Raw genomic sequence first — 26,255 nt, 5'->3', positions numbered from 1 at the left:
GAAATATTAAGGTTGGCCCGCCGGCGCGGGATTCGCGCCAAAACGTTGCGCCGGCGCCCCTAATGGACTGTGATGAGGCCGGCCGGCGCCGGCGCCTGGAGGGGCGCGCGCAGCCGCAGCTCGCGCCCGCGCTGGTCCAGCACCACGGTGTCGGCGCCGATATCGCGTAGCACCAGGGCGCCCGGCAGCGCCTGGCCGGCGCGATAGGCGGCCGGCGGCCCGCCGTCTATGCTGAGCACCGCCGCGCCGGCCGGGCCCGCGGCGATCACCCCGAGGATCTTCACCTCGGTCGTCAAGGCTTCGTCCTTGCCGAACCAGCGCGCCACCGGCTGGTTGTCGGGCGCCGGCGCGGGCGCCGCCGCCAGGGGCGCGGGCATGGCGGCCGGCGCGGGGGCCAGCAGGATCACCCCCCAGACCCCCACGGCGCAGGCACAGGCGCAGGCGGCCAGGACCCGGACGGCGCCGGGAGCGGAAACGGAAGCAAGGGCAAGACGCATGACACTTCGGCGGCAAGAGACAGATACCGAGAGCTAAGCACGCCGATGTTGCAGCTTGATGATGGCCGATGGCGCCCCGCTGCCGCCGCGTTCAGCGCAGGCGCCCGACCGCCTGCGCGATGCGGGAGATGCCCTGCTCCAGCAAATCCATGCTCGCGGCAAAGGAAATCCGGAAGTAGGGCGACATGCCGTAGGCGTCACCCTGCAGCACCGCGAGGTTGACCTCGTCGAGCAGGTAGAGCACGAAGTCTTCGTCGGTGCGCAGCACCTTGCCTTGCGGCGTGGTCTTGCCCAGCAGCGCGGCGCAGGAGGGATAGACATAGAACGCCCCTTCCGGCAGGTGGCAGCGGATGCCGGGGATGGCGGTGAGCGCGGCCACCACCTTGTCGCGGCGGTCCTGGAAGACGGCGCAGCGCTGGGCGATGAAGTCCTGCGGGCCGGCCAGGGCTTCGGCGGCCGCGGCCTGGCTGATGGAGGAGGGGTTGGAGGTGGACTGCGATTGCAGCTTGGTCATGGCCTTGATAAGCGCGGCCGGGCCCGCGCCATAGCCGATGCGCCAGCCCGTCATGGCATAGGCCTTCGAGACGCCGTTGACCGTCAGGGTGCGCGATTTCAGTTCGGGCGCGACCTGGGCCATCGTGTAATAGCGGCGCCCGTCATAGAGCACATGCTCGTACATATCATCGGTCATCACCCAGACATGGGGATGGCGCGCCAGCACGGCGGCCAGGCCCAGCAGTTCGTCGCGGCTGTAGACCGCGCCGCTGGGATTGTTGGGCGCGTTGAGGATGAGCCAGCGCGTCTTGGGAGTGATGGCCCGTTCGAGGTCCTCGGGCCGCAGCTTGAAGCCGTTGTCGGCCGGGCAGGGCACGACCACCGGCGTGCCGCCGGCCAGCAGCACGATGTCCGGGTAAGACACCCAATAAGGGGCCGGCACGATGACCTCCACGCCGGCCTCCACCGTGCTCATCAGCGCATTGAAGATGACCTGCTTGCCGCCGGTGCAGGCGATGACTTCGCTGCTGTCGTAGTCCAGCTCGTTCTCGCGCTTGAACTTGGCGCGGATGGCGGCCTTGAGCTCGGGCGTGCCGCCCACGTCGGTGTACTTGGTGCGCGATTGCGCCATGGCGCGCGCGGCGGCCTGGCAGATGTGTTCGGGCGTGTCGAAATCGGGTTCGCCGGCGGTCAGCGCGATGATGTCGCGCCCCGACTTGGCCAGCTCGCGGGCGCGCTGGCCGGCCATCGAGCTGGGAGAGGGTTTGATGCGGTGAATACGGGAAGCGATGATATCCATGGGGTTCCGTCGTGAAGGTTCAGGCGCGCGCGGCCAAGGCCCAGGCGCGCAGGTGGTCCAGGAAGATGCCGTCGACGCGGTGCTCGTTGCCGTCGGAATGGCCCGCCGCGTGCGGCGTGACAATGACGTTGTCCAGGGCCCAGAGCGGGCTGTCCGCGGCCAGGGGTTCGTGCGCGAAGACGTCCAGATAGGCGCCGGCCAGGCGCCGCTGCGCCAGGGCCTCGACCAGGGCGGTTTCGTCGACGATCTCGCCGCGCGCCACATTGATGAGGCGCGCCGACGGTTTCATGGCGCCCAGCACCCTGGCGTCTATCCAATGGCGGGTGCGCTCGGTCAGCGGGCAGGCCAGGATCAGCCAGTCCAGCCGGCCGGCATGGGAGGGCAGGGCTTCGAAGGCCAGGGTTTCGGTCTCGCCGTCGACCGGGGTGGCCGTGCTGCGGGCCACGATGACCTTCAGGCCCAGCATCCTCAAGAACGCGGCGATGCGCTGCCCGATCGGGCCCCAGCCGGCCACCAGGGCCGTCTGGCCCGCGAGGTCGGCGGGCATGCCGGTGGCCACCAGCGACGTCCAGCGCCGTTCGCGCTGCTGGGCCAGCATCAGGGGGAAATGGCGGGCGAGCATCAGCAGGCCGGCCAGGGCGGTCTGGGCGACCACCTCCGCGTTGGCGCCGGGCGAGGTCGTCGCGCGCACCCGGCGCCCGGCCAGTTCGGCAAAAATGGGCCGGTCGGCCCCGGCCGAATGGAAGTGCACCCATTGCAAGGCGGGCGAAGCGCGCAGGCTGGCATAAAAAGCTTCCAGCGGCGGCTTGACGTCATGCTTGGTCGACAGGCCGGTGATATCGCGCGAGCAATAGGCGATGTCCGCGCCGCCGGGCGCCGAGGCCGGCGTATCGGCGGGCGTGAGGATCTCGCAGGGCAGGCCGTCCAAGGCCTGGTCCAGGCCCACGCCCAGGCGCTCGCGGGCCGTGGCCGAGATCAGCAACTTGATGCTTCGGGGATGGCGCATGGACATCAATCCCGAAAGCCCGGATCCAGGCGGTCGAGCTTGCGCAGCAGCGCCGGCCACTCCATGACGCCATAGGGGCGGCGGGTGCCGGGCTGGTAGTTGTTCCAGGTTTCGCGCAGGACCTCGGCGGGCACGTCGCGCAAGGGCGAGTTGGCGGCCATCGCGGCCAGCTGGGTGCGGCAGGCCAGCTCCAGGCGGTGCATCCAGTTGAAGGCCTCGCCCACGCTGCGGCCCACCACCAGCGCGCCATGGTTGCGCAGCAGCAAGGCCTCGTTGTCGCCCAGGTCGCGCACGATGGACGCCTGCTCATCGGTCTTGAGCACCACGCCCTCGAAGTCGTGATAGCCGATGCGCAGGAAGCGCATCGAGGTCTGGGTGATGGGCAACAGGCCGCATTCCAGGGCGGACACCGCCATCGAGGCCCAGCTGTGGGTGTGGATGACGCAGCCGATCTCGGGACGGGCCGCATGCACGGCGCTATGGATGACATAGCCGGCCTTGTTCACGCCGTACTTCAACTCCCCGAAATCCGGCGAGGACAGGATATTGCCGTCCAGGTCCACCTTGATCAGGCAGGAGGCCGTGATCTCCTCGTACATCATGCCGTAGGGATTGATCAGAAAAGCGCCTTCCTCCCCGGGCACATGCGAAGAAATATGGTTGGCCATCATGTCCGACATGCCGTAGAGGTCGATCAGGCGATAGCAGGCCGCGAGGTTGACGCGGGCCTCCCATTCCTGGGCAGTGCAGCGTTCTTTCATGGACGGCAGGTTCAGCACGCCGGGGCGCGGGGTCATCTGGACTTCTCCTTGCGGGTGAATGGCATGCGCATGGCGCATCGACCGGGCCATTCTAGGAGGGCACATTAATGTCTACAAATGATAAAAATTTTTCTATTATTATGGTTTTCCGATAACTGGAAGGGCGCCCATGAACCGTAACCTGTCGCTGCGGCATTTCCGCGCTTTTGTCGCCGTGGCCAAGACCGGCTCGTTCACCGTCGCCGCCAAGGATCTGTTTCTCACCCAGTCGGCGCTCACGGCCACCATCCAGCAATTCGAAGAAGAAATCGGCTTCAAGCTCTTTGACCGCAGCACGCGCCGCGTCAACCTCACCGCCGAAGCCGAGCGCTTCGAGGCTCAGGCCGAGCACATCCTCAGGCAGTTCGACAGCGCCGTGGCTGACCTGGAGTCGCTATCGCAGGGCCGCCGCGGCCATGTCCGCATCGCCGCGGCGGCCTCGGTCACCCAGTACTTCCTGGCGCGCGCCATGGGCGAACTCAAGCGCGACTATCCCGACATCACCGTGTCGCTCTACGACGCGGCATCCGAACAGGTCGAGCGCATGGTGATCCAGGGCGAGGTGGACTTCGCCTTCGCCAGCCCCCACCACCCGCTGGACGAACTCATCTACACGCCGCTGTTCGAAGACCGCTTCGGCCTGCTGTGCCATGGCCAGCATCGCTATGCCCGTGGCCGGCGCGCCCTGAACTGGGCCGATCTCGAGGCGGACGGTTATGTCGGCTTTACCGCCGACACCGGCATCGGCGCCTTCCTGCGCCAGCACGCGCCGCGCCAGGACCTCATGGCCGGCGGCGGCAGCGAGGTTTCCAACACCTCGTCCCTGTCGGCGGTGCTGCGCCACGCGGGCGGCTATTCCGTCCTGCCCGCGCTGGCCGCGGCCCGCATCGGCGGGCAGGACCTGGTGTTCCGGCCGCTGGGCGCGCCCGTGCTCACCCGGCAGGTATCGCTGGTGACCCGCAAGCTGCGCTCGCTGTCGCCCGGCTCGGAACTCCTGGTGCAATACCTGCTGCGCACCTTGCACAACACCCCCGTCCCCGACGGGGTGAGGGTGCTGGCCAAGCCCTGAAGCCCTATTGCTTGGGGATCTTCGCCTCGACGATGATCTTCGACCACTTGGCGCGTTCGCTGGCGATGTGCTGCTCGAAGTCCGCTTGCGAACCGCCCGTCGCCTGCGCGCCCAGCTCGGCCAGCTTGGCCTGCACCTCGGGCTGCCGCAGGATGTTGTTGAACTCCGTGTTCAGGCGCTGCACCACCGCCGGCGGCGTGCCGGCCGGCACCGCGATACCCGTCCACGACAGGGACTCATACCCGGGCAGCACCGACTCGCTGATCGACGGCGTGTCCGGCAGCGCCGCCAGGCGGCCCTTGCTGGTGACGGCCAGCGCGCGCACCTTGCCTGTTTTCACCAGCGGCACCGAAGACGGGGCATTGTCGAAAATCATATCCACCTGGCCGCCCATCAGGTCCACCAGCGCCTGGCCGCTGCCGCGGTAAGGCACGTGCATGATGTCAACGCCGCCCATGCTCTTGAACAGCTCGCCCGACATATGCGTCGAACTGCCCGCGCCGGACGACGCAAAGGTGTACTTGCCAGGATGGTCCTTCACCAGCTTCAACAAGTCCTGCGCCGTCTTGACCGGCAGATTGTTGTTCACGATGAGCACATTGCTGATCGAGGCCGTGTAGACCACCGGCAGCAGGTCCTTGCCGATGGCATAACCCGGATTGCTATAGAGCGCCTCGTTCATCGAGAACACCCCCGTCGTGCCGAACAGCATGGTCTGCCCATCGGGCGCGGCCTTGGCCACCATCGCCGCGCCGATATTGCCCCCGGCGCCGCCCCGGTTCTCCACCACCACGGGCTGCTTCAAGGCCGCCGACAGCCGCTCGCCCAGCAGCCGGCCGATCACATCGGTGGATCCCCCCGCCGAAAACGGGATGATCATCGTGATCGGCCCGCTAGGATAGTCCGCCGCCTGGGCCACGCCAGCCAGCCCCAGTACCCCGATCAGCGCCGCGCCCAGACGCGCGCGCGCCGTTTTTCTTATGGTCTTCACACTTGCCCCTTGTCAGCCAGTTAGACAGTTTTATGTTTCGAGGGCTGATAGTAGGAAGGCCTATAAATAAAGACAAACGAGAAATTTCGGCGGATTTATCAATGGCGAAGATAATTCCCGCCGTCGCCACCTTGTCAGTGCGCCGTTTGATCATGAGCCCTACTTTGCCTGGGGCGATTCAGGACGCGGCGATGGGGCCTGGCAGAGCCTCCGGAGGCTGGCATGGCGCGTCCGCGCTCATCGCGCCTCGCCGCTGCGACGATTGTCGCGCGGCGCGCGCGACAATCGTCGCGGCCGGCCACGCGACAACGGGGCGGCCCGCCCGCTTCACTGCGGTCCGGCGGCGGCCAGGCCGGGCTGTCCGGATCTCCCATCTCCTTCATTTTCCAGTGGTTTTCCGCAAGCCTTCGCGCCTTGCCGGGAACTTGGCACGGATGTTGCGTCTGTGCCAGGACAGTATCGGCTGCTTGCCATACCGATGACCGACACGACACGAGGAGACACGGCGATGACACCGAGCAGATCGCAGTTGCTATGGATGTACGAAAAGATGGTCGAGATACGCGAGTACGAAGAGACCATGGCCAAGGTGTATCTGGAGGGCAAGCTGCCGCCCAAGATCCAGAAGGGCCTGGCCTTCGACATCGGCGCCGGGCCGGTCCCGGGCGAGATGCACCTGGCGGCCGGGCAGGAGCCGGTGGCCGTTGGCGTGTGCGCGCATCTCACGCCGGACGACACCGTGGTGGGGGCGCACCGGCCGCACCACTTCGCGATCGCCAAGGGGGTGCCGCTCGATGAAATGACGGCCGAGATATTCGGCAAGAAAACCGGGCTGGGCAAAGGCAAGGGCGGGCACATGCACCTGTTCCATCCGCCGACGAAGTTTTCCTGCAGCGGCATCGTCGGCGCGGGCGCGCCGCAGGCCTGCGGCGCGGCACTGGCGGCCCGCAAGCTGGGCCGCGACTGGGTGGCGGTGGCCTTCTTCGGCGAAGGCGCGGCCAACCAGGGAGCTTTCCACGAGGCGCTGAACCTGGCGGCGCTGTGGAAACTGCCGGTGCTGTTCATCGTCGAGGACAACAAGTACGGCATTTCGGTGGAAAAGTCCGAGTCTACGGCGGTGCCGTCCAACGACCTGCGGGCGCCGGGCTATGGCATCCCCGGCGTGCTGGTGGACACCAACGATCCGGTGCGCGTGTTCGAGGCCGCCGGCGTGGCGGTGGCGCGCGCGCGGCGCGGCGACGGGCCGACGCTGATCGAAGTGAAGACCGACCGTTACCTGGGTCACTTCCAGGGCGACCCGGAGACCTACCGGCCCAAGGACGAAGCCCGGCAATTGCGCGCGCGCGATCCCATCGACTTGCTGGGCGCGCGGCTGCGCGCCGACGGCGTGCTGGACGAGGCGGCCGACCTGGCCCTGCGCGCGGCCGTGAGCGAGCGCATCCAGGCGGCCTACGTCTTCGCCCGCAACAGCCCCTATCCGCGGCCCGAGGCGGCCCTGGAAAACGTGTTCGCCTGAGCCGGCGCGCCAAGACCCACCACACCGGAGACAGCAATGAGCCATACAGGAACAGCCCGCAGACTCACCATGGCGCAGGCCATATCGGAGGCGATCGGCCAGGAGATGGAGCGCGACGAGCGGGTTTTTGTCATGGGCGAGGACATCGGCAAATACGGCGGCATCTTCAGCGCGACGACGGGCCTGCTCGACCGGTTCGGCAAGGACCGCGTCATGGACACGCCCATTTCGGAAACGGCGTTCATGGGCGCGGCGCTGGGCGCGGCGGCCGAAGGCCTGCGGCCCATTTCGGAACTGATGTTTGTCGATTTCTTCGGCGTGTGTTTCGACCAGATCTACAACCACATCGCCAAGAACACCTATATGTCGGGCGGTGCGGTGAAAGTGCCGCTGGTGATCACGACCGGCATCGGCGGCGGGTACAACGACGCGGCACAGCACTCGCAATGCCTGTACTCCATCTTCGCCCACGTCCCGGGGCTGAAGGTGGTGGTGCCGTCCAATGCTTACGACGCCAAGGGTTTGATGATCCAGGCCATCCGCGACGACAACCCGGTGGTGTTCTTGTATCACAAGGGCATCATGGGCCTGACCTGGATGTCCTACTTCGAGGGCAGCACCACGCATGTGCCCGCCGAAGCATACACGCTGCCGTTCGGCGAGGCCGCCGTGGTGCGTGAAGGCGCCGACCTGACGATCGTGACCCTGAGCCAGATGGTGCAGAAGTCGCTGGTGGCTGCGGAGCAGCTGCAGGCCCACGGGATCAGCGCCGAGATCGTCGACCTGCGCACCCTTGTGCCGCTGGACAAACAGGCCGTGCTGCGCTCGGTGGCCAAGACGGGCCGGTTGCTGATCGTCGACGAAGATTATCTGAGCTTCGGCCTGTCCGGCGAGATCGCCGCCATCGTGGCCGAGAGCCTGGACATCGTGTCCCTGAAGGCGCCCGTGCGCAGGCTGGCGGTGCCTGACGTGCCCATTCCCTTCAGCCGGCCCCTCGAGCAGTTTGCCATTCCGCAGGTCGATGCGATCGCGCGGGCGGCGCGCGCGCTGGTGTTCGGAGCCACGCACCCCGCCCTCACCACGACGGAGAACTGATATGGCCGATGTTTATCTGGATGATGCCGCCTGGGCCGACACCGAAGAAGGGACTGAAGCCCTGCTGCAGGAATGGCGAGTGCGGGCGGGCGACCGGGTCGAGGCCGGACAGGTGCTGGGAGTGGCCGAACTGGTCAAGACCACGCACGACATCGTGGCGCCCGTGGCGGGCGTCGTGGCCAGCCTGGACGTGGCCGCCGAAGCGAACTTCGGCCGCGACGCTGTGCTGGCCCGGATCTCGGAGTAGCGCCATGAGCAGCCCCGAGCCGCAGGCCGGCGTCATTCCGCTGTCGGGCATGCGCGGCGCCATCGCGCGCGGCATGACGGCGGGCTGGGAGATTCCGCGGGTGGCCCACCATGCCACCGCCGATGTCACGCTGTTGCAGGAGCATCGCCGCGACGAGGCGGCCGCCGGACGGAAGTGGTCGGTCACGCCCTACCTGCTGAAGGCCCTGGCGCTGACCCTGCGCGAGCACCCGCGCATGAATGCCCTCGTGCAGGGCAATGCGGTGGCGCTGCAGGCCGACATCAACCTCGGCCTGGCCGTCAGCCTGGACGACGGGCTGATGGTGCCGGTGATCCGCCAGGCCGACCGCCTGTCGGTGGCGCAGCTGGCCGAGCAGGCACGTCACCTGGCCGAGGGCGCACGCGCCGGCGCGCTGACGGCCGGCAGCTATCAGCGCGGTACGTTCACGGTCAGCAACCTGGGTATGACGGCGATCGACAGCTTCACGCCCATCATCAACGCGCCGCAGGTCGCCATCCTGGGGGTGACCCGGGTGCGCCACCTGCCCGTGGCCGGCGAGGACGGCTTGCTGGGCATGGCGCCCATGATGGGCTTGCACCTGGTGTTCGATCACCGCGCCGTCGACGGCTATCCCGCCGCGTGTTTCCTCTCGGCGCTGAAGCAGCGCCTGGAAACACTGGAGGGGCTGCGATGAGCGCCGTCCTGTCCGCTTGCCAGGTGACGAGCTGCGTACAGGAACAGGCCTGGAACGAGGCGTGCCTGGCCCGCCCTGTCGCGCGTCCCTCCCTGCAGTTGTGGCGCTACGCCGGGCCAGGGGTGGTGTTGGGGCGCAGGCAGTATGCCCTGGCCCAGGGCGGCCGGCTGCCGGGCGCCGACGACCTGGTGGTGCGCGGCGCCGGCGGCGGGGCGGTGCTGACGGGCCCGTGGATGCTCAGCGCCTCCATCCTGCTGCCGCCCGACCACCCCCTGCTGGGCACCGGCGTGGTGGCCAGCTATCGTTGGCTGGGCGTGTTGCATGCAGGGCTGCTGCGCGACCTGGGCATAGACGCCCATGCGCTGTCGCCCGAGGCGGTGCGCCGCCATGATGCCACCGGCGACGTGCCGTGGGCCTGCTTCGGCGGGTTGTCACCCTGGGAGGTGGCCGTGGGCGGCCGCAAGATCGTCGGCCTGGCCCAGGTCAGGCGCAAACAGGGCGTGCTGCTGGCGTCGGGCACGCTGGTGTCCGCGCCAGCGTGGCAAGTGCTGTGCGACGCGCTGGGGCAGCCCGCCGAAGACGCGCGGCGGCTGGCGCGCCTGACGACGTCGTGCGAAGAGCAGTTGGGAGCGCCCGTGTTGATGGAAGTCCTGGCCGAGCGCCTGTCGCTGGCATTGCTCGACCTGCTGGGGCCGCTTTGAACGTTCGCCGGCATGCGGCCCGTGCCGGCAAGAAAAACCCTCATCCGGAAACGGATCAATCAATCGAGGAGACAGACATGGACAACGAGAACGTCCCGCGGGGCAACCGTGGCCCGGCCGTCGGGATGCGCGTGGTGCGCGTGCCGGTCAGCCGCCGCAACTTCCTGGTGGGGTCCGGCGCGGCGCTGGTGGCCAGCCTGGGCGCGTCCGAGGTGCTGGCCCAGTCGGCCCGCGCGGCGCTGACGGCTGATTTCGCGCAGCTGGGGCCCGATACCGCGGCCACTTTGCTGCAGGTCGCGCGCGACGTCTTTCCGCACGACAAATTGAGCGACAAGTACTACGCCGCGGCGATTCGTCCCTACGAGGCCCAGGCGGGCCAGGACGCCGCGCTGAAGGCGCTCATCCGCGAGGGCATCGACGGCCTGGACCGGCAGGCGCGCCAGCGCTTCAAGTCGGCGTACGCGGCCGTCCCGTCGGAAATGGACCGCGTCGCGCTGCTGGTGGAGATCCAGGACACGCCGTTCTTCCAGAAGGTCCGCGGCGACCTGGTCACCAGCCTGTACGACAACAAGGATATCTGGCCTTTCTTCGGGTATGAGGGATCGTCCTGGCAGAAGGGCGGCTACCTGACCCGTGGCTTTGACGATATCGACTGGCTCTGAGCCACCGGCCAGGCAATACGACAGGAGGAAGGCAGATATGGATACCAAATTCGCGCATGACGACGGCAACGTCGTGGTCATCATCGGATCCGGGGCGGGAGGCGCCACCCTGGGCAACGAGCTGGCCCAGCGCGGCGTGAAAGTCGTCATACTGGAAGCCGGAAAGCACTTCACCCAGGCCGACTTCGTCAATGACGAGTGGGCCATGTTCAAGAAGATCTCCTGGCTGGACAAGCGCATTTCGGCGGGCGGCTGGCACCACACCAAGACCTATCCCAACCTGCCCGCCTGGATCGTCAAGGCGGTCGGCGGCTCGACTGTGCACTGGTCGGGCGTGGCGCTGCGCTTCCAGGAACACGAGTTCCATACGCGCACCACCTATGGCGCCATCGATGGCGCGAATGTGCTGGACTGGCCCATCACGCTGGCCGAGCTCGCGCCCTTCTACGACCTGGCTGAGAAGAAGATCGGGGTGGCCGGGACGGCGGCCAGCGGCCAGCCGCCGCTGCCCTACAACAACCACGCCAAGGTGGTGGCCGAAGGCGCGCGGCGCATCGGCTACAAGAACATTGTGCGGCCGGCCGCCACCAACTCCGCGCCCTACGACGGACGGCCGGCGTGCATGCAGATCGGCTTCTGCATGCAGGGCTGCAAAATCGGCGCGAAATGGTCGACGCTCTATACCGAGGTGCCCAAGGCGCTGGCCACCGGCAACGCGGAGCTGCGGCCCGAATGCATGGTGCTGAAGATCGAGCACGACAAGGACGGCAAGGCCTCCGGGGTGCTGTACGTGGACGGCAGCGGCAAGCAGCAGCTGCAGCGCGCCCGCATCGTCTGTGTGGCGGGCAACTCCATCGAGTCGCCGCGCCTGCTGCTGAACTCGGCATCGAGCCTGTTCCCGCAGGGCCTGGCCAACAGTTCGGGCCAGGTCGGGCGCAACTACATGAACCACGCCACGGCCGCCGCCATCGCGATCCACAAGGGGCCGGTCTATATGAACCGCGGCTTTGACATCGGCGCGGTGGTGGCCGACGAGGCGGCGCTCAACACCCAACGCGGGTTTGCCGGCGGCTATTACCTCGAAGGATTGGCGCTGGGCTTTCCCTACACGGCGGCCTTCATCAAGCCGGGCGGCTGGGGGCGCGACCTGACATCGGCGCTGGACCACTACGACCGCATGACCGCCATCTGGGTGTGCGGCGAAGACCTGGCCCGCGAGGAGAACAGCATCACGCTGCATCCCACCGAAAAAGACCAGTACGGATTGCCTGTGCCCATCGTGACCAAGACCTATCACGACAATGACAAGGCAATCGCCGCGCACGGCCTCAAGCAGTTCCGGGCGCTGTCCGAAGCGGTGGGCGCCACCCGGGTGATCGACATGCCGGCCTATCCGGCCAGCCACAACATGGGCACCAACCGCATGAGCGCCAAGGCGTCCGACGGCGTGGTGAACAAATGGGGCCAGGCACACGACATCAAGAACCTGTTCGTGTCGGATGGCAGCCAGTTCACGTCCAGCTCGGCCGCCAACCCCACCTTGACCATCGTCGCGCTGGCCATCCGGCAAGCCAAGTACATTGCCGACGCGATGCAGCGCCGGGAAATCTGACGCGCGGGCCGGCGCGGGGACGGATGGCGGCCACGCGCCGCCGCCGGCGTCGCCCGCGGTCGCCTGGTGTATCATCGGCCCGGTACGACAAGAGGCCCGCCGCGCAAGAGCGGGCCCGGTTCGGGAAGCGGCGCGCGGCCTGGGAGACAAGCATGCTGCGAAGCGAACAGCGCGAACACATCGAACGCATCATCACGCTCGCCAGTGCCGGCGGGCAGGCCGTCGCGGCCAACGAGATCGAGCGCTCTTGGCTGCGTTGCGTGCACGACTACGGCATGGACCCCGCCCATCCGGAACCGCCGCGCATTCTCGAAGCGCACGAGCTGCGCGAGCACCAGGACCAGATCGAGGGCTTCCTCGGAGTGGCCCGCATCGGCATGGAGCAGCTGTACAAGCGCGTGTCCTCGCTGGGATACGTGCTGCTGCTGACCGACGCCGATGGCGTGGCGGTGGATTTCATCGGCAACGATGCCATGCACAACGACCTCAAGCGCGCCGGGCTATACCTGGGCGCCGACTGGAGCGAACTGCGCGCCGGCACCTGCGGCGTGGGCACCTGTATCGTCGAGCAGGCGGCCGTCACCTGCCACCGCACCGACCACTTCGATGCATCGCACATCGCCCTGACCTGCAACAGCGCGCCGCTCTTCGATCCCACCGGCGGGTTCATGGGGGTGCTGGACGTCTCATCGCTCAAGGCCGGCGGCCCCCGGGAAAGCCAGCACCTGGCCTTGCAGATCACCGCCATGTATGCGCAGATGATCGAGAACTCCAATTTCCTGAGCTACTTCGGCGGCTACTGGATACTGCGCCTGGGCCTGGCCGGGTCGCTGGTCGATATCCCCAACGATATCCTGCTGGCTTTCGATGCCGACGGCGTGGTGGCGGGCATGAACCGCAATGCCCGCTGCACGCTGGCGCCCGGCGGCGACGGGAGCGCGTGCACCGGACAGCCCCTGACCGCCATTTTCGACGCCGCGCTGGACGAGATCCTGCAAGCGGTGCACATGCCGCCGTCCGCCGAGCGCTCGACACTGCGCACGCACAGCGGCCAGACCTATTTCGTCAATGCCATCGCGCCGCGCGTGCGCAGACCCGCGGCGCGCGCGCCGGCCGAGCTGCCGGCCCCGCCGCACGAGGCGCTGCGGGTGCTGGCTGGGCACGACCCGGCCATGCAGCGCCTGATCGGCCAGGCCCAGCGGCTGGCCAGCAAGCCGGTCAATATCATCGTGCACGGCGAGACAGGCACGGGCAAGGAAATGCTGGCCAAGGCGATCCACGTGGCGGGCCCGCGGCGCGAGCGGCCGTTCGTGGCCGTCAACTGCGCGGCCATCCCCGAGACGCTGATCGAAAGCGAGCTCTTCGGCTACGTGGCCGGCACATTCACGGGCGCGCGCGCCAAGGGCCAGCGCGGGCTGATCCTGCAGGCCGACGGCGGCACGCTGTTCCTGGACGAGATCGGCGACATGCCCATACACCTGCAAAGCAGGCTGCTGCGCGTGCTCTCCGAATGCGAAGTGGTGCCGCTGGGCGCGCAACGGCCCACGCCGGTCGATTTGCGGGTGGTGGCGGCTTCGCATCGGGACCTGCGCCAGCTGATTGCGCAGGGCACCTTCCGCGAAGACCTGTATTACCGCCTCAGCGGCGCCACGCTGCATCTGCCCGCCTTGCGTGACCGCGAAGACCGCGACTACCTGCTCGACCTGATCGCCGGCCAGGAAGCGCGCGAACTGGGCGTGACGCCATGCTTCGACGGCGCGGCGCGCCAGGCGCTGCTGGGCTATGCGTGGCCCGGCAATGTGCGCCAGTTGCGCAACATGCTGCGTTTCGCCTTGGCGATGAGCGACGATGGAAACCTGACCCTGGAGACGTTGCCGCCCGAGCTGTTCGAGCACGTCGCCGGCGGCGGCGCCCCGGCGCCGCGGGGCGCCGCCGAGGCACCGCCTGCCGGCGAAGCCAGCGGCGAGGCCGGGCCATTGCTGGCGCTGCTGCACCGGCACCGATGGCACGTGCCCTCCGTGGCCAAGGAACTTGGCCTGGCGCGCGCCACAGTCTACCGGCGCATGGAAAAACTGGGCATCGCGCCCTCATCCCGCCCGCAATAGGGGGGAGCGCCCCGCGCCATCGATGAACAGGGCCAGCACCATATCGAACTCCTGGCGCAGGTCCAGGCCGGGCTCGGTGAGCCAGCGCATCAGGGCGCCCAGATAGAGGTAATGCAAATAGCTTGCCAGCTGCTCGGCGGGGCGGTCGGGGCGAAGCTCTCCGCCCTGCTGCGCGGCGGCGATCAACCCGCGCCAGACGGGCAGCAGCCCCTGGTCCTGCCCGGCCGCGGCGCCTGGATCGAAAGTGGCGAACTTGTGCCGGATATAGGGCAGCAAGTAGTCGCTGTGCTGCTCGCACCACTGCGCGGAACCGTGCAGCAAATGCCGCACGCCCTCCTGGAAACCGGCTTGGCCATCAAGCCGGAAATCCTGTTGTGCGAGGTCGCTTGCCAACGCCTCCTCCAGCACCCGCTCCAACAGCGCTTCCTTGGCCGGGAAGTACTTGTACAGCGTGCGTTTGGAGACAGCGGCCTGGCCGGCGATCTCTTCCATCGTCACCGCGGCATAGCCCTGTGACTGAAAAAGACGCTGGGCCACCCGCAGGATATGGGCGGGGAGATCCGCGCGGCGGTCGGGTCGGGAAAACTGGCGGGGCATGCTCGGTATGGGAATAGCGAATGGCGTGCTAAAGTATACGACGTTTACTTTTGTCTCGGACACCCATGAAAATCGTCGTCCTGACATACGGCACCGAAGGGGATACCCGCCCGCTGATCGCGCTGAGCCACGCCTTGATCCAGGCCGGCCATGAAACCATCCTCCTGGGCGAAGCCCGCTCCCTGGGATCGGCGCGCCGGCTGTCGGTTCCCGTCCGGCCCCTGTCCGGGGATATCCGGACACTCTTCACCCGCTGGGGCCAATCAGGCGCGCGCGGCACCGCCAAGGCGCTCGTGGAACTGACCAATGCACAGAGCGCGGCATGGATGGCCCAGGCCCTGGAAACCGCCCAGGGTTGCGACGCAATCCTCGTATCAGGGCTGGCCGGCTTCGTGGGACTATCCGTGGCCGAACGCCTCGCGATCCCGGCCATCGGCGCCGGCATGATCCCCCTCACGCCCTCCAACGAATTCCCCTCGCCCTTTCTTGCCCCGGCCCGGGTCCCCGCCCCGCTCAACCGGGCCAGCCTGCGGCTCACGAACCAACTCCTCTGGCTCGGCCTGCGCAAAGCCCTCAATCGCGCCAGGGCCGACGTGCTCGGCCTGCCGCCCAGGGACAAGCTCTGGACCACCCACCCCATGCTCTACGGCATCTCGCCCACCCTCCTGCCGACGCCCCGGGACTGGCCCGACAACGCCGTCCTCTGCGGCCAATGGACCCCGCCGCCGGACAGCGGCTTCATCCCCCCGGCCGAACTGACACAGTTTCTCGACGCGGGCCCTGCGCCCATCTACGTGGGTTTTGGCAGCATGACCGGCATCGACCTGCCGCGCATGCTCCAGACCGTCATCCAAGCCCTGGACGGCCGCCGCGCCGTCGTCTGGCCCGGATGGAGCGACATGGGCACGATGACACTGCCGCCCAACATCCTGCGCATCGACGCCACCCCCCACGACTGGCTATTCCCCAAAATGGCCGCCATCATCCATCACGGCGGCTCCGGCACCTCGCACACCGCCGCAAGCGCCGGCCGGCCCTCCATCATCCTGCCCTTCGCCGGAGACCAGGCCTTCTGGGCCGATCGCCTGCACCGGCTGGGCGTCGCCGCGCCCGCCGTCTCCCCCCAACGCCTGCACGCCAAGGCCCTGGCCCAGGCAATCGCCTTCGTGGAACAGCCCGCGGTCAACGCCCGCGCGGCCCAGCTGGGCCAGGCCATGGCCCGGGAAAACGGCTTGGCGGTGGCGGTGGAGCGGATGGAGAAGTGGCTTGCTGCGTGTGCAGCGAGATGAATCGCGTCGTTGAAGCGGTATTGCTGGGAGAGGGATCTACCGCCTGCGGTATTTGTGCCGGGAAGGGCGGGATGAAAAACGGCGGGGGGCAAGCAAGACGGAATCGCGCGCCCATGGGCGCTGCGGAATGCCTGAGTTTTGCGGAGAGTGCTCGTGGCTGGAGGCGAAACGGCACGATTTGTGGTGGGGGGATTTTGAGTCGGTAATTTACAGTGTTTCTACAGGGAAATGGCGCGAATTCTAGCGTAGGTTGAAATAGTAAAACCAGTTTTAAATCAGTAGGTTAGCGTATTTTAACCGAAATGATGAAAACTGGTCGCTGTACCTGTACTGTACCGAAATTTCGGTACAGTACAGATCGATGAAGTATGCTGTAGAGGTCTATGAATATTGGGCTTCATCGGTTTTTATGGCTAAATCTAGGAAAAAAAAGATTCTCTTTGAGCCGGGGATTGGAATCTAAGGTTCAATGCGGATTTAATGTTGGATGGAAATGAAGCCCAACTTGAAAGGTAAAAAGATAGAAGAATGTCATTAATATACTCTGCGACCTCATATGCGACTAATGCGGATTCCGCGCATACCCTCTCCGGATAAACAAGGTCTTTTAAGTTTTTTATGACCGGCAATACTGGGTCGCTTTGTGAGTGTACGTGTGCAGAAAGGAATTTGTACGGGTCACTTTCCTTGCGTGAGGCAATTTCCCGTAAAATTCCCATGCGGTGAGAGAACCTCGGAACATGTTGTTCCAGGTATTGCAATATATCTTTTTTAAGTTTAAATCCATCTGCAGTTTGGTTCACATGCTGCCATTCAATAGCATGATCCTTAAAATAAAGCCACGCCAGTAGTAGGTCTATTTGGCTTCGAAGAGAAAATAGAGCGTGTCTTCCTAACCCCAGTGATGCGACTCCTGCAACTTCCCTGATTGATGAGCTAACGGCATCGAGCAAAGAATCGGCGACTTGTGTCCGATGGAAGGCATTCAAATAAGATAACCAGCTAACTAATAGTGTTGAATTTTCTTCAATAGCGCTCGATATGCGTGCGCCATGCGCCACGGAAAAATCATTTGTTGCCGTGCGAAGATCTCTGGTTTGTTCTTGGTGCATAGCAATCTATTTCAGCCGCCAATCGGATGGTGAATCATGAACGGAGCGATTTCGTATGTTCATTGCAATGTGAAGTAGCTCTTTTTCAGGTATATATGAGGTTAGCCTTTGGATCCAATATCGAAATCCTTTTCTGGATTCAGGTGGAATATCAATATTTGGATGTCTTAGTTTTATTTCCTCAGTAATTAGTTGGATAGCGACAAATTTTGGTATGCCAGCTTCATCAATAAGAAGATGCTCGATTTTGGTTATTGTGTCGCTGTGAGCAGAGTGAAATTGACTTCTAGGTATGTCGTAAAAATTTCTTAGTTCTAAATTTTGAAGTGTCTTTCTTATTGAGTGAATATCCTTCATCGCTGCGCTAGGATCTTTGATAATAAGTTCATCTAAGAACTCAAAGATTTCATTTGTTGAGTAGCCCGATGAGGCAATAAGACGGCATATATTGATGTAAGAATTTTTCATTTCAATCCCAGTGCTGCGCCAAGTTCATTAACAATTGCCGTTATGCGTGGCGTCACTCGCCAGCCCTGTCCTTTTCTATCAGTGGCGAAGCCCGTGTAGCTTGCAGTGGCCTCTAGAACTTTTGAAATATTCAGGCTGTTGGCTAGCGTTATAGGACCGAAATCTGGATCGCTGCGCAGCGCGTTTTCGACAGTGGGATCATAGTCCGATGATTTGACGCCATTAAGCAACACGATTAATTCAGGTTTTTTTGCAATCTGCGGCAGATCGGAAATAAAACGGCTGAGCATTTTTAGACCTAGCATTGAATACCGATCAGGTCGTACAGGAACCAGTACGTGCGTAGCAGCTTGGAGAGCGCATATGGTCATGAAAGAACTGCTCGGGTTGCAGTCTATACAAATTAAATCTCGTTCAAGACGGGTTTTTTCAATAAATGAAAGGAATCTCTTTTTAACCGGCTCCAAAATTTTTCCGTCGCCAATCATTGAATATTTAACTAAGTCAAAATCTCCAGGAATAAGCATCAGATTTATTTCTGGGGTGGTATTGGAGAATCCGCGCAGCTTGACCGCCACTTGATCCAGCGGAGGTGATGGGCCAAGGTTATTGCTGATTTTGAATATGGATGGTGAATTATTGTCTTCTAACACACTGAAGATTGTAGTTCCTGCGGCTTTGAGCGCTTCATATCTCGTCTGTGCGATTACTGCTTGTGTGAGATTGAACTGCGGGTCAAAGTCTATCAACAATACGCGCTTCTTTAAGTGAGAATAAAGATGACGGAAAACATGGGAAGAGATTGTGGTTTTTCCAACGCCTCCCTTCATGTTTAAAACCGCAACCACTGGACATGCCTTGTTTTTTGTTTTGTTGCCAATGTTCTCTCCTGTGCGCATGAATGGTATTAAAAAAAAGAAAATTATTGGTTATTAATAGCGGTAAGACAAAAACCGGCGACAGCCTATCCTGCACTAGTCCCCAAATCCTTAATTTCTTCGTCATGACGAAGACTTTGGGAGTGCTAATGCGTCAGCGCGCGGCTGCACAAACTCTTGCAGGCTTATCTGACCATCGACGAAACGCTGAGCGTGGGCCTCATCTGCTTCACTGAGCGAGAAACCTTCTAGACCGACGGAGGCCCGCGCATAGTTAACCGCCGATTGCCGGCGGCTGCGTTCGGTATCCGATATGGTTTTGCGGGGCTGTTGCCTGCATTTACCCTTGCCAGCCATGGTGTCTCCTTGCCGTAGGTAACTCGATCTTACAAGAAGTATGGGTAATTTGGTTTAGGTACACGTAGCCACAGAGGTGGTGCGCTGAGTGTCTTGTTTTACCTGCTATGGACGCCAATATCGGCTGCGTATTAGCCGTAGTTTCCAAAGAGGCTTTGCCTCTCTGGACTCTCCACCCTCGCCGGCGGGAGCCTCGGGAGCAGGGGTTGCGGGCCTTTGGCCCGGAACTCCTGCCCCCGGGCATAGCGTTGGGGCGCTCCTGCCGCGTCAAGGGGCCGTGTCCTCGCCCTGTGGGCTGCGGGCCGCACCAACCCCTTGACCCGTCATCCGCTTGACAGCACCGCTACTGACGCCGTTTGGCAGGAAGAGGCGTCAAGGGCGGGACCGGAAGCCGCAGCCCGAAGCGCAGCGCAGGGAACGGGTGAGGATTCCGGGCGAAGCCTTTACCCTTGATGCCTCTGGAAGCTATGCAGCCTGTCGGCCGGGGGGAGGAACAAGGCGAAGCCGCTGGGCCTGCCCCCGCGGCCAGTCCGGCAAGAACGGACGCGGGATGCAACCGAAGGGGTTGCCCAAGCGTAGCGCGGAGATATGTGCGGCCATAAATGAAAAGGCCTCGCTGATGGCGAGGCCGATGCGGACGCAACATGCACATCACTTGCCGTTGACGGAGCCGCCCGTTGCCGGTCCCCAGTTCTTGCCCATATTATGCAAGACGTGTTGCCGATAGGCTGGATTCCACATGGTGTTGCCTGCAATCATGTGGTTGGTTCGGCCAGCAGTAACCATCATGCCCGACTGCATATCGCGGCGAGTCGTCTTAGGATTCACCACGTTGCCAATACCCTGCGCCATGCTCCTGAATCTCACAGCGTCAAAGGCGATGCCACCAGCCCGTCTCGCGCTTAAACCATTTTTTTCCTGCGCGAAGAAGATGATCAAGGCAAGAACAAAGATTCGCACAAACGAACTGATGAGGTTGTCCGTTGTTTGGTCGGCTTGAGGCCGCGCTGGCTGCCGTAAAGTTCTCGCCAGAAAAGGACGATTGTTTTCCGTGGGGGACCTTGTGGACCGAGGTCCTGAGTCAGCCGATGTTCTGAAATGGTTGGAGCGCCCGTGGTTTCACGCGATCTGTGGGAACCACGACCTGATGACGTGGCGACGTGCAATCCGATTCCGGACGTCGATCATCGCGTCCACGGCGGCGGATGGTTGGATGCCTGTGCTGGTGAGGTTCGTGAACGCATTGCGGCCTGCTTGAGTGCCTTGCCGCTGGCTATCGAGGTGGAAACGCCGAGTGGTGTAGTGGGTATGGTTCACGCCGACTTCCCCTATGACGATTGGCAGGCCATTCATGGCGCTACTTTCAGCCCGGAGGATGAGGACGCCTGCCTATGGTCCGTAGATCGCTATCGAATGCAGTATTCCCAGCCTGTCCGCAATGTACGTGCGGTGGTCCATGGACATATGACGCTGCGTCAGCCTGCACAGCTTGGCAACGTTTACTACATCGATACAGGTGGATGGCAGGATGCGGGGAGGTTTACGTTGCTGGACTTGCATACGCTTAAGTCGTGGCCGCGCTAATTCCATTCTCCTGCCTCTGAATACATGGCGCAGCCCTTAAAGGCCCGCCAAACGGGCAGATGAGAGAAGTGATTAGATAGGGCAAAAAAGAAGAGGTTCATCGCCGATTTCCGGGGAAGGTTTCTCGCGTGACGTTTTCTTGAGATTGCGCAGTAGCAGCCAGCGCGAGGACCTAATGATCGTGCGCGTCATTCGGTCACTGCGTAGGCGGGGATGATTCTCTGATAAAGACATACAGCCGAATTCGGCCAGGAGCGGACACGGGTCGCGCCTCAACTAAGCCTCGCCGCGAAGCAGCGTCGGCCCGAGTGAATTGCTAATGCTCATGTGGTACCGCAACCACAGCCGACGCCATGTTCATATCCATATTCATCAGCTTTTGGATGCCGTATTTAGCGCGCAAGTAACTCAACACAGCCCCACTGTCTCGGCGATCTACAGGACCATCTACGAGCATCGCCTCGGCCGCAGCCTCCTGAGCGACGGGATCAACGAGGCCCGTGACTAACCTTTTAGCAAACGGGCTATCACGCAGACTCGTCCAGCGAGTTGAGAAAGGGTTGAGGCAGAGGCGAACCGTGGCAGTGTCTTGGTCTGCTACCACCAGATAAGCACCATCAATGTCCTGATGCCGGAAGAACTCGCTGTTGTAAAAGAAGAAGCAATCCTGAAGCGAAGATCTCCGGTCTACGTCGAATGTCTTTGTTGCTCCGTATAGCGTGCTGTAAGCCTGATGGTCCTTAGTCTCCCGGTCAAACCCAACCGATGTGAACCAAATGACGCGAGCGTCGTGCTGTACATCTGCGCCTGTGGATCTCAACTGCTTTGCGGCTTTTCCGATGATTCCTGAGACGCGATTGTTGGGGCTTAGAGGAGTAGTCGAACCGTAAACTTGACCGCTCTGTATTGATGCCATCCGAGCTGCCGCGCTCTCTGGATTCTCCAGCTTCGTCTTCTCTTCGATCAAAAGGCGGAATCCATCTAGAACTGCTAGCCAGTCCGACTCCTCCTTCTGCGAAGTCGGTATTGATTCAACCGTTGCCCCCCAATGCTCTAGGATAGCTTCCGCGATCGAAATGGTTGACATGATTGTTACCCTTTAATTAATCCGACCTTACCTACAACGCACCGCCCATGGCGCGCCGCGCTGTGATACGGCTGGATCTTAGTGTGCGCCGGCTAGGTCAACAAGCCGGTTCTCAATCGGATTCGGTGGCCTGTGGAAATACATCTGGTGAATGTCGGCGATGGGCCGTCCTCGGTCTTTCGACAAGGTCGGCTCGCGGCCAGAAGCGAAAGTTGAGGGCGACAGGTCTGCGGTTCTCAACCGACCTAACCGCCAACCGGCTTATCGTCCTCTCACGTCAACAATTTGTTGAGAGCAACGAACAAATGGTTGAAGGTGTCAAAGGCCATGGCGTGCCGCTTGGCATCCAGCACGTTCGGGTTCTGAATCAACCACGATGCTTGCTGGAAGTGGTCAAACTCTTGAGCGAGCGGCACCAGCCTCATAGCAGCTTCGACTTTGGGCACGACCCGCAGGTTCGCACCTGGGCCAGCTGGTAACGAGCCAGCTACCAGTTTCTGCGCCTCGGGCAACGAATACGCACTATTTACGAGCTCCAAGAAGAGCTCCTCGCCCAGCAAGTCTTCGGTGTCGGCCTCGGCTTGGTTGCAGAAATCAGTTGCCAGGAGTACGTGCCCGTCGCGCAGCAGCTGGCTCTTGCGCAACTTCTCAACGTTGTTCTTCTGTCCGTTCGCGTAGTCGATGAGTGCTGCGACGTGCAGCTTGTTGCCGCCGAACAGTGAAACAAAGGCCCAGACCTTATCTACTCCACCAGCGGGGCAAAGCGTCCACCGTGGGTCAAGGTGCTCGCGACCAAGGGCTTTCAGCGCATTGGAGAATGCCTGAAGGTACAAAACGTCCGAAGGCCCTTCCACGAGCAGGGTGTGTTCGCCGACGAACAGTGATTGGCTCAATTCATAACCAAGCGCACCCTGAAGAGGGAACAGCGTATCGCGGTCAGTGCTTAGGACCTCATCACCAACCTTGGTCCCGAATACCTCCGGCTCTTCTCCTTGACGATAAACGACAACATCCTCAACCGTTCTCACCGACATGATGTTATCTGTTGGTACCATGAACGGGGAATGCGTCGTGTAAATGACTTGGTGCTTGGGCTCCAGCTTCTCCTTGAAATACCGAAGCAGGTCACTCTGGGCCTTAGCATGGAGATTCAATCCTGGCTCATCAAGAAGGATGACCACGTTTCCCTGGCGCTTCTGGACCTGGGAAAATTTAACTAGGAACGAGAAGAACCAGGTGAAGCCGGCGCTTCGGTCATCGAATGGGACAGTCATGTCATGCAACTTGTTTCGAATGCGTGTATGCATGACATGGCCGGAATTGAACGGCGCTGGGTCACCACTCCTGCCCGCCTCAAGGGTAAATTCGACCTTCAGGTTCTTGTTTTGAGACCAGTAGGCGAAAACCTGCTTCGAGATTGATATTGAGGCCGCCTCCACCTTCGCCTTGAGCTTCTCGAATGTAGTAGCGCTTTGCAGCTCCTGTGCGCTTGTCCCGGCAAAGTCGAGAAAGTCTTGGAAGATTTGCTGCCCAGCATTGAGTGTCTTATTGGCTCTCGCTGTCTCTAGTGCCTCAAGCTGGACACGACCGTCCATGCGGTCATAGCTGGAGAAGTAGAGGAACTCAGGCATTCGTACATAGAGGACATCAATGGCCTTGAGGACGGCGCTACCCTTTCTGAACTTTTCAACCTCGGCTGCAGCTGCCTTGGCCTCGTCCGACGCTTCTTCAAGTGCCGCGATCTTGGCAACGAGGTCGGTAACCGTCGGGACGGAAAGCTGCTTCTTCTCAGCCGCCTTAACCCCGAACCGTGTAAGGAGAGAGATAACGATCTGAGGTTCGTCAAGCGGAACGGTCCAGCTCGTGGCGTCCTCACCGTACTTCTTGTAGACGACGATTTCGTGGGATTTAAGGCAACCCTCACCTAATTCAGCCTCCACCGCCGCGACATCGTCCGAATCCAGCGTCCAGGTCGTGGTTATGACTGTTGCCTCATCCGATGGATGACGCGCTTCGTACTCTGCTAAGTAGCCACGCGGATACTCAAGATCTTTGTCGAATTTCTTCTTTGATGCATCGACCGGATTGATGCGTTCGAGTGCTTGGAGAACGGTTGTTTTCCCTGATTCATTCTTGCCCACCAAGCAGGTCACACCAGATAGCGTGAATTCGCCTGTGTCTAGAACGCTTCGGAAGTTCGTTATATGCGCTTTCGTGAGCTTCAAGTCGGCCTCCTCGCAGAGTTGTTACTGAATATATTATCTGATTCAGCAGGCAACTTGCATTCACTGTATTTAACCAGCGAGAACGCTTCTAGGGAGGAGGAAGACGCCGCGGCAACGAGATACGAGTAGTGAAGTCTCTTTCGGGTCGTTCTGCGACCCCGACACCGCGTAGATCGGCGTAGAACCAAAGAAAAGGCCCTTCACTCATAGGTGAAAGGCCTTTTTGTTTTGGAACTGACTCAGGGTGGTTTATCCACGCTTGAATAGACGCTCGTGCATCCATCCATCGTTGGTCAGGATGACAGCCGCCTTACCCTGTATATCTCCCTGCGTCTGTTCCGCAAAATTCTTGTAATTGGCACGCATGCTTTCCGATTTGGCCCAGTCATCTGCACCTTCTACCTTGTAGCGGTAGTTCACTTGCGACAGCTTTACGCCCATCATGTCGCTGGGTTCAGTGAAGTTGCTCACTTCCACAACGGTGTACTTGCCGGTGCAGAAGGCGTCTTGTCCAGCCATCGTGTTGGCACCATTGGCGACGAGGAATTTCTTGCCGGTGTCAGTGATTTGGTACTCGGTGGCCGGCTCCATCTTGTTGCCAAACATGGCTTTGACTTCGGTGTCTCGCTTCGTCAGCAGCCCGGCATCGACCAGCGCGTCGGCGCGCTTCTTGCTTTGACCGCCCAGCATGTCTTGATTCGCCAGGGTGAACGGCAAGCCCTTTGCAGGAATCGCAGCGCACAGGCCCTTTTGAGTATCCAGGTATGCCTGTATGGCCTTGCTGAAGTTGCTCTTGTTGGCGTCTTTGGCGCTCCCGCACGCGGCAAGGGTAAGGGCAAGGCTGCTGATGGCGACGATCTTGATAGCGGTATGCAAAACTAGCTTCCTCCGTAGGTTAAGACAATCGGTTATTCATTATGGCAACGCGATGGAGCGATTATGCGTTGTTCTCTGTTTGGGAGTCGGTCTCACTACGTTGTTTAGAAGTGGACGGCGCTCGCTGCGCGAGGCGGTCCAGCTTCTGCACCAGGTCTTCGGCCCGCAGGTGCATATAGCGCTTGAGCATCTGCATCGACTTGTGGCCGCTGATGGCCGACACCTCCTGATCGCTCAAGCCGGCTTCTACGAACCGGCTGACAGCCTCGTGTCGCAGGTCGTGAAAGCGGAAGTCTTCAAGGCCCGCTGCTCGCTTGGCATCGGTCCATGCCTTGTCGAACAGGTAGGGGCGTCGTATGCCATCCCGGCCGGGTTCGCCGAAGAACACCAGTTCGGTTTCGGCAGGTCGCAAGGGGTTGGCAAGTGCCTCGGTGAACACGCGCGCTGCCTCGGCAGTCAGTGGGACGGTGCGAGGTGAAGAGTTCTTGGTGTGCTCCAGTCGAACGACGCGCCGCTCGATGTCCACTTGCCGTATGCGCAGCGTCGCAATCTCCGACAGTCGCATGCCGGTCTGGACGGCAATGCGGACGATCCATCCGAACATCGGGTTCGAGTGCTTATCGACGGCTTGCAGCAGGCGGGTCTGTTCTTCGTGCGTCAATCGCCGGTTGCGGCCCGAGCCGGGGGCGGGGCGGCGAATGTTGGATACGGGATTGAAGGGCAGGCCGATGCCCCATTCCTTGATCGCGACGGTGAACAGGTGGCCCAACAGGGCCAGTTCCAAGCGTACCGTGTTGTTACTACGAGGCCGTAGCTTGCCATTCTTGTCCGGGTCGCCGGCCAGTCGCATGTCACGGAACTGCGCCACGATCTCGGCGTTCAGGGCGGCCAGCGAGTACTTGCCAAGATGGCGGATGATGACCTGCGCCTTCTTGTGTTCGCCGGCTTGGGTCGAGGCCCGTTTGGTGGGCGTGACTTCCTTGAGGTAGCGGGTCAGCGCCGCTTCGACGGTCATGCGCTCGGCCGGCGCCCGCTGGATGTATACGCCGCGTACCATCTCGTCTTCGGTACGACGCGCCCAGTCTTCGGCGTCCCGCTTGGTGCGGAACGTCTTGGCCGTGGCCGGCCAGCCGGTCTTGCGAATGAGGGCTTTCCAAGTGCCCGAGGACGTCTTAACAATCGTAGCCATGAGTACTCCGTATGGGGCTAGCGCCGCATCACTGTACCGAAACTGTACCTGACCACAATTTTAGGAAAATCCCCCGGTGCGGGGCTTGTACTGCGAAATCTTCTAATGGCTTGAATTAGCAGAAGATTTGGAGATGGTGCCCGGGGCCGGAATCGAACCGGCACGCCTTGCGGCGGGGGATTTTGAGTCCCCTGCGTCTACCAATTTCACCACCCGGGCGGGGGATGCGCTGTCCTGAGGGTTCAGGGCAGGCTGGCAAGAAAGTCCGCCATTATACGTGATCCGGGCGAGTTTGCCAGGCGGG

At 62.3% G+C, this 26,255-nt stretch carries 27 protein-coding genes and 1 tRNA gene; 12 read left to right on the top strand and 16 right to left on the bottom strand.

Features of this window, described 5'->3' with window-relative positions; genetic code table 11:
• Window positions 1-59: 59 nt before the first annotated feature.
• The 4 genes from AXA74_RS13245 to AXA74_RS13230 all read right to left on the bottom strand — a co-directional run bounded on the left by AXA74_RS13245 (window position 60) and on the right by AXA74_RS13230 (window position 3,594).
• Complete coding sequence (locus tag AXA74_RS13245; protein ID WP_032958396.1) at window positions 60-497, bottom strand: type II secretion system protein N; 438 nt, start codon at window positions 495-497, stop codon at window positions 60-62.
• Between the two features lie 91 nt (window positions 498-588).
• The gene (locus AXA74_RS13240) at window positions 589-1,791 is read right to left on the bottom strand and encodes an aspartate transaminase (protein ID WP_032958394.1); all 1,203 of its coding nucleotides are present in this window, start codon (window positions 1,789-1,791) and stop codon (window positions 589-591) included.
• 19 nt (window positions 1,792-1,810) lie between these two features.
• On the bottom strand, window positions 1,811-2,797 hold the full coding sequence (locus tag AXA74_RS13235; protein ID WP_032979533.1) for a D-2-hydroxyacid dehydrogenase: 987 nt from the start codon (window positions 2,795-2,797) through the stop codon (window positions 1,811-1,813).
• A 5-nt stretch (window positions 2,798-2,802) separates the two neighbouring features.
• On the bottom strand, window positions 2,803-3,594 hold the full coding sequence (locus AXA74_RS13230; protein WP_029578036.1) for a class II aldolase/adducin family protein: 792 nt from the start codon (window positions 3,592-3,594) through the stop codon (window positions 2,803-2,805).
• Window positions 3,595-3,727: 133 nt separating this feature from the next.
• On the opposite strand from AXA74_RS13230, the gene AXA74_RS13225 reads away from it, so the two are divergent.
• Window positions 3,728-4,666: a LysR family transcriptional regulator gene (locus AXA74_RS13225; RefSeq protein ID WP_029578037.1), complete on the top strand. Its 939-nt coding sequence runs from the start codon at window positions 3,728-3,730 to the stop codon at window positions 4,664-4,666.
• Window positions 4,667-4,670: 4 nt separating this feature from the next.
• Here the strand turns inward: AXA74_RS13225 and AXA74_RS13220 are convergent, their stop codons facing one another.
• Complete coding sequence (locus tag AXA74_RS13220) at window positions 4,671-5,657, bottom strand: Bug family tripartite tricarboxylate transporter substrate binding protein (protein ID WP_029578038.1); 987 nt, start codon at window positions 5,655-5,657, stop codon at window positions 4,671-4,673.
• Between the two features lie 508 nt (window positions 5,658-6,165).
• On the opposite strand from AXA74_RS13220, the gene AXA74_RS13215 reads away from it, so the two are divergent.
• The 8 genes from AXA74_RS13215 to AXA74_RS13180 all read left to right on the top strand — a co-directional run bounded on the left by AXA74_RS13215 (window position 6,166) and on the right by AXA74_RS13180 (window position 14,289).
• A complete protein-coding gene (locus AXA74_RS13215; protein ID WP_029578039.1) occupies window positions 6,166-7,173 on the top strand; it encodes a thiamine pyrophosphate-dependent dehydrogenase E1 component subunit alpha in 1,008 nt (335 codons plus the stop codon).
• Between the two features lie 69 nt (window positions 7,174-7,242).
• Entirely contained in the window at window positions 7,243-8,268 is a 1,026-nt protein-coding gene (locus tag AXA74_RS13210) for an alpha-ketoacid dehydrogenase subunit beta (protein ID WP_230586898.1), read from the top strand.
• Window position 8,269: 1 nt separating this feature from the next.
• Window positions 8,270-8,515 (top strand): lipoyl domain-containing protein, encoded by a 246-nt coding sequence (locus AXA74_RS13205; protein ID WP_032958390.1) that lies wholly within the window; start codon window positions 8,270-8,272, stop codon window positions 8,513-8,515.
• A gap of 4 nt (window positions 8,516-8,519) precedes the next feature.
• Complete coding sequence (locus AXA74_RS13200; RefSeq protein ID WP_029578042.1) at window positions 8,520-9,209, top strand: 2-oxo acid dehydrogenase subunit E2; 690 nt, start codon at window positions 8,520-8,522, stop codon at window positions 9,207-9,209.
• Window positions 9,206-9,910 (top strand): lipoate--protein ligase family protein, encoded by a 705-nt coding sequence (locus AXA74_RS13195; RefSeq protein WP_029578043.1) that lies wholly within the window; start codon window positions 9,206-9,208, stop codon window positions 9,908-9,910. The genes AXA74_RS13200 and AXA74_RS13195 overlap by 4 nt, the downstream gene beginning before the upstream one ends.
• A gap of 77 nt (window positions 9,911-9,987) precedes the next feature.
• Window positions 9,988-10,572 (top strand): twin-arginine translocation signal domain-containing protein, encoded by a 585-nt coding sequence (locus AXA74_RS13190; protein WP_197700140.1) that lies wholly within the window; start codon window positions 9,988-9,990, stop codon window positions 10,570-10,572.
• Window positions 10,573-10,609: 37 nt separating this feature from the next.
• The gene (locus AXA74_RS13185; RefSeq protein ID WP_032979510.1) at window positions 10,610-12,184 is read left to right on the top strand and encodes a GMC family oxidoreductase; all 1,575 of its coding nucleotides are present in this window, start codon (window positions 10,610-10,612) and stop codon (window positions 12,182-12,184) included.
• A 152-nt stretch (window positions 12,185-12,336) separates the two neighbouring features.
• The gene (locus AXA74_RS13180) at window positions 12,337-14,289 is read left to right on the top strand and encodes a sigma-54-dependent Fis family transcriptional regulator (protein ID WP_032979509.1); all 1,953 of its coding nucleotides are present in this window, start codon (window positions 12,337-12,339) and stop codon (window positions 14,287-14,289) included.
• Here the strand turns inward: AXA74_RS13180 and AXA74_RS13175 are convergent.
• The gene (locus AXA74_RS13175; protein WP_032979508.1) at window positions 14,272-14,886 is read right to left on the bottom strand and encodes a TetR/AcrR family transcriptional regulator; all 615 of its coding nucleotides are present in this window, start codon (window positions 14,884-14,886) and stop codon (window positions 14,272-14,274) included. The two genes, AXA74_RS13180 and AXA74_RS13175, sit on opposite strands and share 18 nt — an antisense overlap.
• 65 nt (window positions 14,887-14,951) lie before the next feature.
• On the opposite strand from AXA74_RS13175, the gene AXA74_RS13170 reads away from it, so the two are divergent.
• Window positions 14,952-16,175 (top strand): glycosyltransferase, encoded by a 1,224-nt coding sequence (locus tag AXA74_RS13170; protein ID WP_032979507.1) that lies wholly within the window; start codon window positions 14,952-14,954, stop codon window positions 16,173-16,175.
• A 419-nt stretch (window positions 16,176-16,594) separates the two neighbouring features.
• Here the strand turns inward: AXA74_RS13170 and AXA74_RS24200 are convergent, their stop codons facing one another.
• From AXA74_RS24200 to AXA74_RS23930, 5 genes are all read right to left on the bottom strand, one after another.
• Entirely contained in the window at window positions 16,595-17,287 is a 693-nt protein-coding gene (locus AXA74_RS24200; protein ID WP_126623650.1) for a hypothetical protein, read from the bottom strand.
• Window positions 17,288-17,293: 6 nt separating this feature from the next.
• A complete protein-coding gene (locus AXA74_RS24195; protein ID WP_126623651.1) occupies window positions 17,294-17,755 on the bottom strand; it encodes a hypothetical protein in 462 nt (153 codons plus the stop codon).
• Window positions 17,752-18,654, bottom strand: coding sequence for a ParA family protein (locus AXA74_RS23940; RefSeq protein ID WP_081093939.1), 903 nt, complete (start codon window positions 18,652-18,654; stop codon window positions 17,752-17,754). Before AXA74_RS23940 ends, AXA74_RS24195 begins: the two co-directional genes overlap by 4 nt.
• A 102-nt stretch (window positions 18,655-18,756) precedes the next feature.
• Window positions 18,757-18,990, bottom strand: a complete 234-nt coding sequence (locus AXA74_RS23935; RefSeq protein WP_052097482.1) for an antitoxin VbhA family protein — start codon at window positions 18,988-18,990, stop codon at window positions 18,757-18,759.
• 651 nt (window positions 18,991-19,641) lie between these two features.
• Window positions 19,642-19,929, bottom strand: a complete 288-nt coding sequence (locus AXA74_RS23930) for a hypothetical protein (protein ID WP_223850483.1) — start codon at window positions 19,927-19,929, stop codon at window positions 19,642-19,644.
• Between the two features lie 112 nt (window positions 19,930-20,041).
• Between AXA74_RS23930 and AXA74_RS24190 the strand changes: the two genes are divergently transcribed.
• Window positions 20,042-20,248: a metallophosphoesterase gene (locus AXA74_RS24190; RefSeq protein ID WP_157993221.1), complete on the top strand. Its 207-nt coding sequence runs from the start codon at window positions 20,042-20,044 to the stop codon at window positions 20,246-20,248.
• Window positions 20,200-20,574: a metallophosphoesterase family protein gene (locus tag AXA74_RS13165; RefSeq protein ID WP_060833213.1), complete on the top strand. Its 375-nt coding sequence runs from the start codon at window positions 20,200-20,202 to the stop codon at window positions 20,572-20,574. The genes AXA74_RS24190 and AXA74_RS13165 overlap by 49 nt, the downstream gene beginning before the upstream one ends.
• 316 nt (window positions 20,575-20,890) lie before the next feature.
• Here the strand turns inward: AXA74_RS13165 and AXA74_RS24185 are convergent, their stop codons facing one another.
• From AXA74_RS24185 to AXA74_RS13140, 5 genes are all read right to left on the bottom strand, one after another.
• Complete coding sequence (locus tag AXA74_RS24185; protein WP_126623653.1) at window positions 20,891-21,661, bottom strand: hypothetical protein; 771 nt, start codon at window positions 21,659-21,661, stop codon at window positions 20,891-20,893.
• 272 nt (window positions 21,662-21,933) lie between these two features.
• On the bottom strand, window positions 21,934-23,886 hold the full coding sequence (locus AXA74_RS13155; RefSeq protein ID WP_032979504.1) for an ATP-dependent nuclease: 1,953 nt from the start codon (window positions 23,884-23,886) through the stop codon (window positions 21,934-21,936).
• A gap of 249 nt (window positions 23,887-24,135) precedes the next feature.
• The gene (locus AXA74_RS24390; RefSeq protein ID WP_012416083.1) at window positions 24,136-24,762 is read right to left on the bottom strand and encodes a hypothetical protein; all 627 of its coding nucleotides are present in this window, start codon (window positions 24,760-24,762) and stop codon (window positions 24,136-24,138) included.
• A gap of 61 nt (window positions 24,763-24,823) precedes the next feature.
• Window positions 24,824-25,951, bottom strand: coding sequence for a site-specific integrase (locus AXA74_RS13145; protein WP_032979503.1), 1,128 nt, complete (start codon window positions 25,949-25,951; stop codon window positions 24,824-24,826).
• Window positions 25,952-26,085: 134 nt separating this feature from the next.
• A tRNA-Leu gene (locus AXA74_RS13140) sits at window positions 26,086-26,170 on the bottom strand.
• Window positions 26,171-26,255 lie beyond the last annotated feature (85 nt).

This window comes from Bordetella hinzii LMG 13501, from assembly GCF_001548475.1.
GTDB classification, from domain to species: Bacteria; Pseudomonadota; Gammaproteobacteria; order Burkholderiales; family Burkholderiaceae_B; genus Bordetella; species Bordetella hinzii.
The sequence above is the reverse complement of the archived record's forward strand: the minus strand, read 5'-3'. Positions and strand labels throughout refer to the sequence as shown.

Excerpts from the sequence above, each read along its gene's own strand:
- AXA74_RS13245 (WP_032958396.1), bottom strand. The coding sequence starts at position 497 with ATGCGTCTTGCCCTTGCTTCCGTTTCCGCTCCCGGCGCCGTCCGGGTC.
- AXA74_RS13240 (WP_032958394.1), bottom strand. The coding sequence starts at position 1,791 with ATGGATATCATCGCTTCCCGTATTCACCGCATCAAACCCTCTCCCAGC.
- AXA74_RS13235 (WP_032979533.1), bottom strand. The coding sequence starts at position 2,797 with ATGCGCCATCCCCGAAGCATCAAGTTGCTGATCTCGGCCACGGCCCGC.
- AXA74_RS13230 (WP_029578036.1), bottom strand. The coding sequence starts at position 3,594 with ATGACCCCGCGCCCCGGCGTGCTGAACCTGCCGTCCATGAAAGAACGC.
- AXA74_RS13225 (WP_029578037.1), top strand. The coding sequence starts at position 3,728 with ATGAACCGTAACCTGTCGCTGCGGCATTTCCGCGCTTTTGTCGCCGTG.
- AXA74_RS13215 (WP_029578039.1), top strand. The coding sequence starts at position 6,166 with ATGACACCGAGCAGATCGCAGTTGCTATGGATGTACGAAAAGATGGTC.
- AXA74_RS13210 (WP_230586898.1), top strand. The coding sequence starts at position 7,243 with ATGGCGCAGGCCATATCGGAGGCGATCGGCCAGGAGATGGAGCGCGAC.
- AXA74_RS13205 (WP_032958390.1), top strand. The coding sequence starts at position 8,270 with ATGGCCGATGTTTATCTGGATGATGCCGCCTGGGCCGACACCGAAGAA.
- AXA74_RS13200 (WP_029578042.1), top strand. The coding sequence starts at position 8,520 with ATGAGCAGCCCCGAGCCGCAGGCCGGCGTCATTCCGCTGTCGGGCATG.
- AXA74_RS13195 (WP_029578043.1), top strand. The coding sequence starts at position 9,206 with ATGAGCGCCGTCCTGTCCGCTTGCCAGGTGACGAGCTGCGTACAGGAA.
- AXA74_RS13190 (WP_197700140.1), top strand. The coding sequence starts at position 9,988 with ATGGACAACGAGAACGTCCCGCGGGGCAACCGTGGCCCGGCCGTCGGG.
- AXA74_RS13185 (WP_032979510.1), top strand. The coding sequence starts at position 10,610 with ATGGATACCAAATTCGCGCATGACGACGGCAACGTCGTGGTCATCATC.
- AXA74_RS13180 (WP_032979509.1), top strand. The coding sequence starts at position 12,337 with ATGCTGCGAAGCGAACAGCGCGAACACATCGAACGCATCATCACGCTC.
- AXA74_RS13175 (WP_032979508.1), bottom strand. The coding sequence starts at position 14,886 with ATGCCCCGCCAGTTTTCCCGACCCGACCGCCGCGCGGATCTCCCCGCC.
- AXA74_RS13170 (WP_032979507.1), top strand. The coding sequence starts at position 14,952 with ATGAAAATCGTCGTCCTGACATACGGCACCGAAGGGGATACCCGCCCG.
- AXA74_RS24200 (WP_126623650.1), bottom strand. The coding sequence starts at position 17,287 with ATGCACCAAGAACAAACCAGAGATCTTCGCACGGCAACAAATGATTTT.
- AXA74_RS24195 (WP_126623651.1), bottom strand. The coding sequence starts at position 17,755 with ATGAAAAATTCTTACATCAATATATGCCGTCTTATTGCCTCATCGGGC.
- AXA74_RS23940 (WP_081093939.1), bottom strand. The coding sequence starts at position 18,654 with ATGCGCACAGGAGAGAACATTGGCAACAAAACAAAAAACAAGGCATGT.
- AXA74_RS23935 (WP_052097482.1), bottom strand. The coding sequence starts at position 18,990 with ATGGCTGGCAAGGGTAAATGCAGGCAACAGCCCCGCAAAACCATATCG.
- AXA74_RS24185 (WP_126623653.1), bottom strand. The coding sequence starts at position 21,661 with ATGTCAACCATTTCGATCGCGGAAGCTATCCTAGAGCATTGGGGGGCA.
- AXA74_RS13145 (WP_032979503.1), bottom strand. The coding sequence starts at position 25,951 with ATGGCTACGATTGTTAAGACGTCCTCGGGCACTTGGAAAGCCCTCATT.